Genomic DNA, 12,589 nt, shown 5'->3' on the forward strand with positions numbered 1-12,589 from the left:
ACCAGGTAAAGCTCCAACACCTTCAAAAGCAAGACCACCTATCGCAACAGGTACGCTCGCGAGCTCTATGTCATCTCCAACTTTTGCATAGTCCTAGCTGCTCGCAAACTACCAGATACTAAATTGACCTTTAGTTGCCCATCTTTAGACTCTTTATAACCCTTTATGTCATTTAAAGATTGATATTGCTTCTTGTTATAGTAAAATACGTCATTCTGTTTATAACCACTCCAATCTCCACCACCTGTAATTGATTGAAGGCCTAGCTGATTTAATTTAAATGAGTAATTCCCGTTACTTTGTATTTTTTGTTGAACATTGTACACTCTGGTAACAAGTTTTTCTAATCCGTCTAAATCTATTGCATTGACAGGGTCATTCTCCGCATAATCATACGTACTCTTATATGCGTAATCCATGGCTAAAGGGTCAACATGGTTAAACCTTCCTATAACTGGGTTATAAATTCTAAACCCATAGTCAAGAAGTTCCTCCATTACTTAGCACTCTCCACAACCTCTTCTTCAATAAAGAATTGCTCGTCCGCCAAAACCTTATTCATAAAGTTTAAAAGCACTTCTTGTTTATGATGAAAGTACCAACCCGCAAACTCGTGTTTACCTCCTACAAAAGCCTGCAACTGGGCACTTACGCCCAATGACTTCATGTGATTATAAAGTGGCTGAGAGCCAAAAAGCATCATCCACCCTACTGTTTCCGGTCCGCAGTAATGGTGAGATGCCGTAACGAAAGGCACCACGTTATCCTTATTACCATGAAAAAACAAAGTAGGCATAGCCGTTTTTTCAGTAATGAGATTCAGGTCAATCAGAGCACCTGCACCCGAAACCATGCCCTTATACTTAAAATCACTAGGTAAAGAGTTGCCATGCAAGCTCATCTTTTTTCTATCAAGGTAAGCTGCATGCAGCACTGCCTCTCCTCCAGCACTACTTCCTGAAATGAAGACTTTATTTTTATCAAAACCAATTTCGTCCGCCTTCTCTAAAAGAAAGGCAGTGGCCTCCCAAAGTTCGCTAGCAGCCAGTCTCATGGCCATAATTTTGTCTTCTTGTGGTGTATCACAGCCAAATCCTTTTCCCTTTCTAGATAGTGTATAGGAAATGGTGGCATAGGCTACATTGTTTTTTGACAAATACCTGCCAAACGAATGTCCTGAAGTTCTATTTCCTACCGAAAAGCCTCCTCCATGTACAAAAATCATTAAGGGTACATCTTTAGCAGATTTGTCCTGAGGTAAAAAAAGGTCTAATTGAAGTCTTGCCGTATCGCCTTCTAGGTATGTCAGTGTTTCATACTCTTGGGAGTTGGCTGAGAAGCCTATCATAATTAGGCCTACAAAAAAGACTGCTTTAAGCCCGATAAGTTTTTTTGAAATTTCGTTCATTTTTAAGAGGGTTGATATTAGTCCACAATTTAGCGGTTTCAAGTCAACTTACTGTCCTAAGCTGCCCCCTTCTATTTAAAATTTCATAAATAAATCAGTCCCGAGGTTGATTAGGTAAAGTCTATTATTAAAGTTCAATTTCCAATACCACTATATCCTTATCCCGGTCTTTAGAAATATGTACTAACTCTGCAGATTTAGAGTATGCAACACTCTGCCCTCCATAAGTCAGGCCTTTCCATGGTCCCTTAGAAATTTGACCAACTAAGTCCACCCCTATTGCCGGACACTTTATACGCTCAGAAATATTCTTAACTACACCATGAAGTTCTTTTCCATGTTCAGGCCATTCATCTACCTTAGCTGCCCATCCGTAGGGAATCAACATTAAATCTGGCTTCAGCTCCGACATCTGCTGTATTAAATCTTCCTTAAAGGTATCTGCACAAATCATAACACCAATCTTACCAAACTTGGTCTGAACTACCTGCACACCATTACCTTTACTATAAGATGGCTCCATTAACTCCGTAAGTATATTATTCTTTCTGTGCTTCAGTAGAATGTTACCCTCATCGCTAATTAAAAGTGCACTGTCATACAATTTATCACCCTCTTTTTCTCCCAAACCTATACAAATATATACACTGTACTTCTTTGCTAATTGAGCCAAAAAATCAGAATCTTCTCCTGGAATGGGTTTTGACAAATGATGAGCATCAGGGTTTACCCAACCTACTAGAGCCATCTCTGGAAATACTACAATTTCAGCACCTTGCTCTTTTGACTCCAGCACGGCATTTTCTATTCTCCTTAGGTTACCACTTTTATCACTGTCTAAACAGAAAATTTGAGCCATCCCCACTTTTACTATTTTTTGAGCACATATATTAAAAGAGAGGAAAATTGAAACTAATGGCAGCCATCTAGTCAATTTGAGGCGTTTGAGAAATATATTGATTTTAAACATTTAGAGAAATAAGGTTTGAACTTTTAAATTAATTAATTATTCCGACTTTAAGCAATTAGCAAAAACCGGAACTATACTGGATGAAGCATTTGTTTGGACTATATTGCAAAGCAAGAAAACTATAAAGAATGGAGTTCAAACTTACGTCAGATTTTAAACCTACCGGAGACCAACCACAAGCCATAAAAAAATTGGTTCAAGGACTAAATACTGGAGAGCAAGATCAGGTTCTTTTAGGGGTAACAGGCTCTGGAAAGACTTTTACGGTAGCTAATGTTATCAAAGAAATAAACAGACCAACACTCATCTTGAGCCATAACAAAACTTTGGCGGCTCAATTATACGGTGAGTTCTTGCAGTTTTTCCCTGAAAACAAAGTCGAATACTTTGTTTCATATTATGACTACTATCAACCGGAGGCCTTCATAGCCACCACTGGTACCTATATAGAAAAAGACCTTCAAATAAATCAAGAGATTGAAAAACTAAGGCTCAAAACCGTATCCTCACTAATGTCCGGTAGGAGAGACGTAATTGTAGTAGCGTCAGTTTCTTGTATTTATGGTGCCGGAAATCCTACCGAATATCAAAAAAGTGTAGTTCATATAAAAAAAGGGCAAGAGCTAAGCCGAAATCAATTTCTACATAGTTTGGTAGATATATTATACTCTCGAACAGAAATTGAATTTGGAAGAGGTACCTTCAGAGTAAAAGGAGACACCGTTGATATTTTCCCTGGCTATGCAGATTATGCCTATAGAATTCTTTATTGGGGAGATGAAATTGAAGAAATACAGATGATAGACCCGGCTAATGGTAAAAAAATGGACGACCTTGGCGAACTCATCATTTACCCTGCCAACCTATTTGTTACTGGAAAAGACGTCATGCAAGAATCAATGAAACAGATTCAGGATGACATGGTAAAACAGATAAAGTATTTTGAAGAAGAAGGAAGGCCTCATGAGGCCGAACGAATTCAAGAAAGAACCGAGTTTGATCTAGAAATGATGCGTGAGTTAGGATATTGTAGTGGAATTGAAAACTACTCTAGGTATTTTGATAAGCGTGAGCCAGGGCAAAGACCTTTTTGTCTATTTGATTATTTCCCTGAAGATTTTCTTTTAGTAGTAGACGAGAGTCACGCTACCTTACCACAAATACGAGCAATGTATGGTGGAGACCGCTCTCGTAAAGTTTCTTTGGTAGAAAATGGCTTCCGATTACCATCCGCCATGGATAACAGACCTTTGAAGTTCCCTGAATTTGAAGAGTTAATCGGGCAATCAATTTACGTTTCTGCCACACCAGCTGATTATGAAATAAACAAGTCTGATGGTGTTATTATTGAGCAAATTATTCGACCTACAGGTCTTTTAGACCCCGAGATAGACGTTAGACCAAGTTTAAATCAAATTGACAACCTACTCGACGAAATTGACCTTAGAATCAAACGAGAAGAGCGAGTTTTGGTTACGACACTTACCAAAAGAATGGCAGAGGAGCTCAGCAAATATTTTGACAAAGTGGGCATAAAATGCCGTTATATTCATTCCGAGGTCAAAACACTGGAAAGAGTTGAGATATTAAGAGAGTTAAGATTAGGTGTTTTTGATGTATTAGTCGGGGTCAATCTTTTGAGAGAGGGGCTTGATTTGCCAGAGGTATCTCTGGTTGCCATTATGGATGCCGACAAAGAAGGTTTCTTAAGAGATATTCGCTCCCTTATTCAGACCATTGGCCGTGCGGCCAGAAACTCAAATGGTAAAGTGATTATGTATGCTGATAAAGTCACCAAGTCTATGGAACAAGCCATAGATGAAACCAGCAGACGTAGAGCTCTTCAAATAGAGTATAACGAAGCTCACGGCATCACGCCTACCACTATCCTAAAAAGCAAAGAAGCTATTATGGACCAAACCTCTATTGCAGATACTAAACCTATTAATAGAGGGTATTATGTAGAGCCCGAAACTTATAATATTGCTGCAGACCCAGTAACACAGTTCTTAAACAAACCTCAACTTGAAAAACTCATTCAAGAATCTAAAAGAAAAATGGAGCAATCTGCAATGGAACTTGACTTTTTACAAGCTGCCAAGTTTAGAGACGAAATAAAACAACTAGAAGCGAAACTACAGGAAGTTCAAGGTTTATAAAAACCATAACATATTTCACAAAAAAAAGAGATGCCGTTGGACATCTCTTTTTTCATATAAGTCTTTTAACTAATTATTTTCCAGCTAAATCTGGGTTTAATAAGTCGTAGAATTGCTCAACTTTAGGCATCAAGATAATTCTTGTTCTTCTATTAGTTGATCTTCCTTCTCTTGTTTCGTTTGTTGCAATAGCGTTATACTCCCCTCTACCGGCAGCAATTAACTTATTAGGGTCAACACCGAAATTCTTTTGAAGAACTCTCACTACAGAAGTAGCTCTTTTAACACTTAAGTCCCAGTTGTCCTGAATACAATCAGTATTAATAGACTGGTCATCAGTATAACCTTCTATCATCACGTCAAGCTCAGGTCTTGATTTGATAATTTTGGCAATCTTACCCAATACATCATTTGCTTTCGCAGTGATTCTTGAGCTACCGCTTCTGTAAAGCATTTTATCAGAAAGGTTAATCATAACCACTGTTCTGTCAACTTTAATTTCTACGTCTTCATCTTCGATATCAACGTCAAGAGATTTTGTCAAATTGATAGCAAGTGCAAGATTCATAGAATCTGCTTTGTTTTTAGCATTTCTAAGCAAATTGATATACTGATCTCTTTGCTCTAGTTGAGCTAAAGTTTTATCAATGTTATCAGCAGCTGCTTTAGACAAAACAGTTAAACCTTCTACTTGTTGCATTTGCTGATTACGAGCAGACTGCAAATCAGAAACTTGACCTCTTAGGTCAGCAATTTGCTCTTCACGTAATTTTGCAGTGTTTGAAGCACTTGCTCTTTCGTTTGCTAAATCGTTTTCAGCTTTAGTTAAATCTTGTTTGTATTTCAATAGGTCGTCGCTGCAGCTTTCAAGAGAGCTTTTAGACTGTGCCAACTGAGACTCAAGGTCTACAAATTTTTTCTTACTCACACAAGAGGTGAATGCAGCCGATGCCAATAGAATCACCGCTAGACGTGTTGTTAATTTCATATTTTATCAGAGTTTTTGGTTAAATTTTTCAAAATCTTGCTACAAACTTAAGCAAAAGGAGATAGCAAAACCAAGTTATTGTGTAGATGAATACATCTTTTCAGCTAATTAATAGACGTAAGGCACAATTCTGTTCCAAAAACGCCCCCTTTATACCTAGAATTAGCTTTTAACGTCCAAATTTATTTCGATTCCATTTAAGTCTGTCGTCAAAAAACTAGACATTACGTCGAAATATGGCCTCATTTTACCAAAAACATGGGCTGCCTTTTCAGGAAAATCAGAAGACAAAACTTCCAAATCTGTCACAGGATGTTTTAGCAAAAATTGTTTATATCGTAAAAGGTCAATTTCTGGATGCTCAATATCATATCCTTTCGGTGACTTTTTCAATTGTTCTCCTCTAACTTCGCCAAAATATTTTTTAAAATCGGCACCATTAATTACTGCTCTATATTCATCTGCTTCTTCGCTAAAGTGTTCCCTCAAAAGTTTCATATCCTCTTTACTCGGACCCCAAAAACCTCCCGCTAAATAAGAACGACCATTTGGCTCCAAATGGAAATAGTAACCGCCTCTTCTTTGAGCGGTAGCTCGCCGTAAACCTCCACTCCAGTTAGTTTTATATGGTGTTTTATCTTTTGAAAAGCGAACGTCTCTATATATTCTTTGCAAGCTTTTCTTTCCTGTAGGCGTTTCTATCAAGTCATCTTTACGCATCAATAGCAAAATTTCATCGGCCACTGTAATCACTTTTTCCAGTGCTAACTCATACCTTAGCTTATGAGCTTGAAACCACTCTCTATTGTTATTCTCTCTTAAATCCTTAAGAAAATCAAAAGCCTCTTTCATAAAAAAAATTAATTTACAATGTGAAAAAAGTCTTTTAAGCCACTTAAAATACTCTGAACGGCATACGAAGCCAGAATGAGGCCCATAATCTTACTTATTACGGTAATTCCATACTCCCCTACTTTGTCTTGAACTATGTTAGCACCCAATAAAAGTAAACAGGTCAAACCAACCACTACCGCCACTAATAGCGTAAAAATCAATTGCTGTTGAAAACTGTAAATATGATTATCAGTCATGAGCACTACCGCCATTATGGCTCCAGGAGATGCTATGGAAGGAATAGCTACAGGAAAAATAGTTACGTGCTTATAATCCTTGATTAAATGCTTTTCCATTTGAGGCTTTCCGTCCCCAAAAATCATGGTCAAAGCAAACAAGAATAAAATAACGCCACCAGAAATCTGAAAAGCGTCAAGAGAAACGGCCATACCTTCTAGAATAAGCTGGCCAATAACTATAAAAAACACAAGTATAAAAAAGGCTATTACAGAAGCTCTTTTGGCCACCTTCTTTTTATACTTCATGTCAAACTGCTTAGTAGCCTCTAAATACACTGGTACTGAGCCAAGCGGGTCTAAAACAGCAATTAGAAATAGTATGGTTGCAAAAGTCTCCTTCATAAATCTTATAATTTTTCTTTCTGGTATTTGAGATTATACAAAACTTAAAGGGCAAAAAAAAGCCGTCTTAAAATTAAGACGGCTAAACTTTATGAAAAGTTCTTTTATCAGGCGTTGGCCGCTAAATATTCTGATACACTTTCATGACTCTCTTTCAGTGTGTCATCACCAGACTGCCAGTTTGCAGGACAAACTTCGCCATACTTCTGGCTAAACTGCCAAGCATCAATAGTTCTTAATTCTTCGTCTACACTTCTTCCAATTGGGAAATAGTTTACAACCTCATGACGAACAATTCCTTCTTTATCTATCAAGAATGTTCCTCTGAAAGCTACTGGCTCTCCTACAAACTCCAATTGACCATTGTCAGCCATTTGGTATGAACCACCTAAAACACCAAAGTTATTTGAGATAGTTTTGTCTGTATCAGCTACGATTGGGTATTTAACACCTTCTATCCCGCCTTGCTTTCTTGGCGTACGTAACCATGCCAAGTGCGTTTGCTCCGTATCAGTAGAACATCCTACTACTACTACACCTCTCTCTTCAAACTCAGCTATTTTGTTTTGAAAAGCAATAAGCTCAGTAGGACAAACAAAAGTAAAATCCTTTGGGTAAAAGAATAATAAAACCTCATTCTTTCCTATGTACTTCTCTAGTGAAAAATTTTCATCTAAAGTATATCCTTCAACGGCAGCTACTGCCTTAAAAATTGGTGCTTTTTTACCTACTAACGACATATATAATTTCTGTTTTAATTCAAGTTTGCAAAGTTACTGTGAAGAGCCGCTTTAGTCCAATCTTTAAACCAATTTTGACAAGCATTTCCTTTAACTTTAATTGCATTTTTCCAAGTTGTTTTTTCATCAAAAATAGACGCTTGTACTTAATTGCTTAAAAATATAAATCATCGTAGACAAACTTATTAGGCGTATAGACTGCATATTAGAACAAAAAGTTACTTCTGAGTTATCATAGAAAACAAATACCAATGTCTAAGCAAAGACTTTTGAAATGGTCACTTATTGAATATTTTTAATAAGGAAAACACTATAAATGAGTATTCGTACAGAGCAATCCTGAGTTTAGATAGAATAATTGGAATGTTTTTTGCGTTTTCATGTTTATAAGAAGCATATTAAAAAAACTTTCCATGTTAAAAAGAATCTCTGTTTTACTCTTAACCGCTTTATTGTTTATAGGAACTTCGTCTTTTAAAAAAGAAACAGAAGCTACTATTAATTGGATGAGTATTGAGGAAGCTTACGCTGCCGCTCAAAATAATCCAAAGAAAGTAATTATCGATGTTTATACAGATTGGTGCGGATGGTGCAAAGTAATGGATAAGAAAACCTTCAAAAACCCAGAAGTAGTAAAATATGTAAATGAAAACTTTTACGCCGTAAAGCTAGACGCCGAAAGCCGTGAAGATATCACATTGGGTACCACTACGTATAAATACAATGCTCAAAACAGAGCAAACGACATAGCTGTAGCACTTTTACAGGGAAAACTAAGTTATCCTAGCATCGTTTATTTAGATGAAGAGTTTAACATGATTCAACCAATACCTGGCTATATGGAGGCTAGAGCCTTTCATGAAGTAATTACCTTCATTGGTGAAGATTATCACAAAAAAGAAGCATTTGATGCTTATAAAGCAACGACCTATAAAGATATATTTAAGACCTCTTTAGTAAGTCTATGAAATTAGTAATTTAATTGAAGTTGAAACCTCAAAGTATTACCCTTAACGTGATGAACCGGTCTTAAGGCATCTTCAAAGGTTCTATCTGAAATCATGTAAAGTGCTACTAGTTCAAAATACTTATTAAACTGCCACTCTACTCCTAGTTCAAAATCTCGTACTAAATAAGAGCGTGCGTCTACTTCAAATTTCTTTCCGCCATCATAGTATTGATACTTAAGAAATGGTATGAAGGTGTGCTTGCCTTTGGTGGCTCTATACATTAGTTGGGCATAGCCGCCTTTTAAGTTTTTGAGTTCAGTTTCCATTAGGCTGGCATTAAACTCTGGGCCTTTTCCCACATTATACTCGGCCTGAAAACCTAAAGGTTGTGGGTAAACAACTAATGTTCCCCCGATTCTTTCATCATCAAATAAGTTTTGATTAGACAAGTTCCCTTCACTTAAGGGTATTGTGTACTTCCCTTTGTATGCCTGAATACTAGTTTCAACTATTTGACCGTTAGCAAATTCAAAAGGATAAGTCATTCTTACAACCGCATGAATATTATCATTTTTCTCTACTCTTCCAGCCCCTTGACCATTGTAAAGTCCAAAGCCGAACATTCCATAATCACCAGAACCCTTTAGACCACTTTTAGTTAAAAAAGCAAGTCGTTTTCTAATTTCGACAGGCGTATAATAAAAGAATACACCTAAATCACGTTCATCTTTAGCAGCAGAATTTAAAGCATCGTTTCTGTCTAAAGCTAGCCTATTACTAGACGATTGCATGTTTTCAAAACTATATGGCACCTTGCTCTGACCAATTCTAAACCGATATTCTCTTTCATCATCCAAAGAAACATCAAAATATGCATCTTTAAGGCTTAACAGGTGGGTTAGAGAACTACCTCCTGAAGTTGCCATGTCAAACTGCAAATAGGCGTACATTTTAGGAGCTACATTTCCAGCAAACTTAACTCGTGCCCGCCTCAAGAAAAAGCCACCGTCTTTACCTAAAGATTTGTCGCATTGATCACACTCTAATTCATCTGTAGTTTCAAAAAGTCTGTTATATCTTAATTGAGTATAGCCACCAAAACCGAGTCTTTCATACCAGTTATCACTAACTGATTCAATCTTCTGAGCTGTAAGTTGAGTGATAAAACTTAGGCATAACAATACCATTAAGGTCAACGCCTTTTTTAAAAAATTCATTCTTTTCTTGATTCTATATTGGTATTAAAAGAAGACTAATTCCTCAGTCTTCTAAAAGTGCTTATCTATGAGTAGCCAAGTAGTTAACACCAAGTGCTATTACAACTGAAATGGTCATACCTATAACTAATTTGCCAAAATCATTAGAGATAATAGGAAACAGTTTTTTCATTTTTCTATGCTTTGATAGTGTAGTTATTGCCATTTCTCTACCAGTTAACAATCCAATAAAAACCCATGTGGTTGACATTGGAATAGAATTAACCTCTTTGAAAAAGAATAAAATAACGGCGTACACAAAATCAATTATTGTAGCGGAGCGGACGTACTTCGTATTAGTTTTGGTTCTAACTATGTTTTGAATCTTACCTCCACCCTCTCTAAAGATGAAGAAAATAACTGCTGTAAAGAAAACCAAGATTAATATCAATTGAAGAAACGAAATTTGCCTTGGTAGAAAAACCGAAATATTAGCAACATCATGTGTAAGCCAGCTCCACCAAAGAAAACCTGTAGAAACCCACTGCAGCTTTAGCCATAACTCTTTATTCCTCCCTCTGATACTCGCCTTTTCATCTAATACCTTGGAAATAAGAATCCAAAATATGTAGGCTGTAACTGCCGACAATGCATACCCTATTATAGACTTAAGCAGCATACTCTCTAATACTACTGTAGAAGCGAAAGTGGCCAGAATTAAGAAAGAGGTAGAAACTGGTATTCCTTTCCTTGTCAAAAATATCAAAACCACCGGAGCTATTCCGTGATACCACTCAACCTTCACAAAGGGAATTTTCTCTAAACGTCCATAAGATATGTCACCGTCATAGGCAAACCAACTAAACCCGACTGTCAGTATTAAACCACCCGCAGCAAATAAGGCCAAATAATACCAAGGAGTCTTTTTATTAGACGACATCCATGTTCCTAAAGTCTGAATAGAATCATTGGCTATTACAGAATAGGATGCTAACAAGAAAAAGAAAATAGAAAGGAACTGCTCCATTTTTTAAAAATTACCTTTAAAATAATATTTGCTAAGCTAATAATTGTATACCATCCTTACTCCCAAATAGAAAACTTGAAAGGCTTTTCGGCCGGTGCTACTCCAAAACACCTCCAAAACACTTTGCACAAATCCTCTTAATTCGGGAAAAGGCACTTATTTTAAGACTTTTATACTTAACTCATATACTTATTGGCACAAAAGTCTAAAATAACAGAGTGTGTAAAAATAATCCAATATTAAGAAATTGTTAACTTTACATTAAATTCGACATAATTCCACTTTTTGTCGATGTATAAACAAGCAACATAAAACCACAACACACTGATAACAAGGGTATAACAAAAAAAATAGAGCTTCTTAAGTAAAAGCACTATTAAATAACGTTAAGGTTAAGAAAACTCGTTTTGAAACGGAATATTAGTATTTAGCCGCCAGGTAATTCACACCCAAAGCTATCACAACAGAAACGGTCATCCCAAGTACTAGTTTCCCAAAATCATTACGAATGATAGGGAAAAGGTTCTTAATTTTCCTGTGTTTTGATAAAGTAGTAATAGCCATTTCTCTACCTGTCAGAAGTCCTATAAACACCCATGTGGTGGACATTGGTATAGAATTAACTTCTTTAAAGAAGAACAAAATAATAGCATATACAAAATCTATTATTGTGGCAGACCTCACATATTTAGTATTAGTTTTGGTCAATACTATACCTTGAATTTTACCTCCGCCTTCTCTAAAAATAAAGAAGATTACACTGGTAAAAAAGACCAGTATTAAAATCAATTGAAGCCCTGATATCTGACGAGGAAGGAAAACTGAAATGTTGGCTACATCATGTGTTAACCAACTCCACCACAGGAAACCCGTAGAAACCCACTGAAGCGAACTCCAATACTTTTTTTGAAAGTCGGTGTAACTCAAGCCCTTTTCACCATCCTTTTTGATAAAAAATTTATAAATAAGCCCCGAAAGCCCACTTTGCTTATTATTTCTAATACTCTTCTTCTCGTCCAAAACCCTTGAAATGGCTATCCAAAAGATATAAGCTGTTACTGCAGAGACCCCGTAACCTACTATAGACTTCAGAAGCATAGACTCTAATACTACAGTAGATGCAAATGTGGCCAGAATCAAAAATGACGTTGAAACCGGAATTCCCATTCTTGTCATAAGAATTAACACCACAGGTGCTATTCCATGATACCACTGAACTTGTACGAAGGGGATCTTCTCTAACCTTCCGTATGATATATCACCATTATTAGCAAACCAACTATAGGAAACAGTCAAAATCAAACCTATAGCTGCAAAGGAGGCTAAATAATACCATGGGGTTTTTCTATTTGAAGACATCCAAGTCCCGAGTGTCTGGATAGAATCATTAGCAATCACAGAATACGATGCTAGCAAAAAGAAAAAAATTGATAGATATTGATCCATAATTTATAATCTAATTAGGTTTATACCGCTGCCTATAATAGTGAAACAAACGTCTAACCGACTAGAACACTAATCATAACAGAAAGCCCTAACAAACACTTTATAGTTAAACTCACTCCTATCATTTGCCTCATTGACAAATGTTCTTAATTATGTCGCAAAAGTCACGATTAATAAAAGTAGCCCCCGTATTCCAATATTAATAAATTGTTAAATTTGGTAATTCAACA

12 protein-coding genes are annotated in these 12,589 nt (G+C 36.4%); 2 read left to right on the forward strand and 10 right to left on the reverse strand.

The genetic code is table 11. The annotated features are described in order from the left end of the window. Positions 1–65: 65 nt before the first annotated feature. The 3 genes from AADJ06_RS06890 to AADJ06_RS06900 all read right to left on the reverse strand — a co-directional run bounded on the left by AADJ06_RS06890 (position 66) and on the right by AADJ06_RS06900 (position 2,378). Positions 66–497, reverse strand: a complete 432-nt coding sequence (locus AADJ06_RS06890) for an RHS repeat-associated core domain-containing protein (RefSeq protein WP_341225686.1) — start codon at positions 495–497, stop codon at positions 66–68. Continuing rightward, the gene (locus tag AADJ06_RS06895; protein WP_341225687.1) at positions 497–1,408 is read right to left on the reverse strand and encodes an alpha/beta hydrolase; all 912 of its coding nucleotides are present in this window, start codon (positions 1,406–1,408) and stop codon (positions 497–499) included. Before AADJ06_RS06895 ends, AADJ06_RS06890 begins: the two co-directional genes overlap by 1 nt. A 127-nt stretch (positions 1,409–1,535) precedes the next feature. Further along, positions 1,536–2,378, reverse strand: a complete 843-nt coding sequence (locus AADJ06_RS06900) for a carbon-nitrogen hydrolase family protein (RefSeq protein ID WP_341225688.1) — start codon at positions 2,376–2,378, stop codon at positions 1,536–1,538. Between the two features lie 128 nt (positions 2,379–2,506). On the opposite strand from AADJ06_RS06900, the gene uvrB reads away from it, so the two are divergent. Then, the gene (gene uvrB, locus AADJ06_RS06905; RefSeq protein WP_341225689.1) at positions 2,507–4,537 is read left to right on the forward strand and encodes an excinuclease ABC subunit UvrB; all 2,031 of its coding nucleotides are present in this window, start codon (positions 2,507–2,509) and stop codon (positions 4,535–4,537) included. A gap of 73 nt (positions 4,538–4,610) precedes the next feature. Here uvrB and AADJ06_RS06910 read toward each other — a convergent pair whose 3' ends face one another. The 4 genes from AADJ06_RS06910 to AADJ06_RS06925 all read right to left on the reverse strand — a co-directional run bounded on the left by AADJ06_RS06910 (position 4,611) and on the right by AADJ06_RS06925 (position 7,740). Beyond that, positions 4,611–5,525 carry an OmpA family protein gene (locus AADJ06_RS06910; protein ID WP_341225690.1) on the reverse strand — a complete coding sequence of 305 codons (915 nt, stop codon included), beginning with the start codon at positions 5,523–5,525 and terminating at the stop codon, positions 4,611–4,613. A gap of 162 nt (positions 5,526–5,687) precedes the next feature. Next, positions 5,688–6,377, reverse strand: a complete 690-nt coding sequence (locus AADJ06_RS06915) for a DUF2461 domain-containing protein (RefSeq protein ID WP_341225691.1) — start codon at positions 6,375–6,377, stop codon at positions 5,688–5,690. An 8-nt stretch (positions 6,378–6,385) separates the two neighbouring features. Continuing rightward, entirely contained in the window at positions 6,386–7,000 is a 615-nt protein-coding gene (locus tag AADJ06_RS06920; protein ID WP_341225692.1) for a MarC family protein, read from the reverse strand. Between the two features lie 107 nt (positions 7,001–7,107). After that, complete coding sequence (locus AADJ06_RS06925; RefSeq protein WP_341225693.1) at positions 7,108–7,740, reverse strand: peroxiredoxin; 633 nt, start codon at positions 7,738–7,740, stop codon at positions 7,108–7,110. A 413-nt stretch (positions 7,741–8,153) separates the two neighbouring features. Between AADJ06_RS06925 and AADJ06_RS06930 the strand changes: the two genes are divergently transcribed. Then, positions 8,154–8,708 (forward strand): DUF255 domain-containing protein, encoded by a 555-nt coding sequence (locus AADJ06_RS06930; protein WP_341225694.1) that lies wholly within the window; start codon positions 8,154–8,156, stop codon positions 8,706–8,708. A gap of 2 nt (positions 8,709–8,710) precedes the next feature. On the opposite strand, the gene AADJ06_RS06935 is transcribed toward AADJ06_RS06930, so the two are convergent. The 3 genes from AADJ06_RS06935 to AADJ06_RS06945 all read right to left on the reverse strand — a co-directional run bounded on the left by AADJ06_RS06935 (position 8,711) and on the right by AADJ06_RS06945 (position 12,359). Further along, positions 8,711–9,907, reverse strand: coding sequence for a porin (locus AADJ06_RS06935; protein ID WP_341225695.1), 1,197 nt, complete (start codon positions 9,905–9,907; stop codon positions 8,711–8,713). A 61-nt stretch (positions 9,908–9,968) separates the two neighbouring features. Continuing rightward, positions 9,969–10,913, reverse strand: a complete 945-nt coding sequence (locus AADJ06_RS06940; RefSeq protein ID WP_341225696.1) for a hypothetical protein — start codon at positions 10,911–10,913, stop codon at positions 9,969–9,971. A gap of 420 nt (positions 10,914–11,333) precedes the next feature. Continuing rightward, entirely contained in the window at positions 11,334–12,359 is a 1,026-nt protein-coding gene (locus tag AADJ06_RS06945) for a hypothetical protein (protein WP_341225697.1), read from the reverse strand. Positions 12,360–12,589 lie beyond the last annotated feature (230 nt).

The sequence above is a fragment of the uncultured Arcticibacterium sp. genome, from assembly GCF_964021845.1.
GTDB lineage: Bacteria > Bacteroidota > Bacteroidia > Cytophagales > Spirosomataceae > Arcticibacterium.

What these genes read in the sequence shown, in the direction of transcription:
- AADJ06_RS06890 (WP_341225686.1), bottom strand. Translation starts at nt 497, where the DNA reads ATGGAGGAACTTCTTGACTATGGGTTTAGAATTTATAACCCAGTTATA.
- AADJ06_RS06895 (WP_341225687.1), bottom strand. Translation starts at nt 1,408, where the DNA reads ATGAACGAAATTTCAAAAAAACTTATCGGGCTTAAAGCAGTCTTTTTT.
- AADJ06_RS06900 (WP_341225688.1), bottom strand. Translation starts at nt 2,378, where the DNA reads ATGTTTAAAATCAATATATTTCTCAAACGCCTCAAATTGACTAGATGG.
- uvrB (WP_341225689.1), top strand. Translation starts at nt 2,507, where the DNA reads ATGGAGTTCAAACTTACGTCAGATTTTAAACCTACCGGAGACCAACCA.
- AADJ06_RS06910 (WP_341225690.1), bottom strand. Translation starts at nt 5,525, where the DNA reads ATGAAATTAACAACACGTCTAGCGGTGATTCTATTGGCATCGGCTGCA.
- AADJ06_RS06915 (WP_341225691.1), bottom strand. Translation starts at nt 6,377, where the DNA reads ATGAAAGAGGCTTTTGATTTTCTTAAGGATTTAAGAGAGAATAACAAT.
- AADJ06_RS06920 (WP_341225692.1), bottom strand. Translation starts at nt 7,000, where the DNA reads ATGAAGGAGACTTTTGCAACCATACTATTTCTAATTGCTGTTTTAGAC.
- AADJ06_RS06925 (WP_341225693.1), bottom strand. Translation starts at nt 7,740, where the DNA reads ATGTCGTTAGTAGGTAAAAAAGCACCAATTTTTAAGGCAGTAGCTGCC.
- AADJ06_RS06930 (WP_341225694.1), top strand. Translation starts at nt 8,154, where the DNA reads ATGTTAAAAAGAATCTCTGTTTTACTCTTAACCGCTTTATTGTTTATA.
- AADJ06_RS06935 (WP_341225695.1), bottom strand. Translation starts at nt 9,907, where the DNA reads ATGAATTTTTTAAAAAAGGCGTTGACCTTAATGGTATTGTTATGCCTA.
- AADJ06_RS06940 (WP_341225696.1), bottom strand. Translation starts at nt 10,913, where the DNA reads ATGGAGCAGTTCCTTTCTATTTTCTTTTTCTTGTTAGCATCCTATTCT.
- AADJ06_RS06945 (WP_341225697.1), bottom strand. Translation starts at nt 12,359, where the DNA reads ATGGATCAATATCTATCAATTTTTTTCTTTTTGCTAGCATCGTATTCT.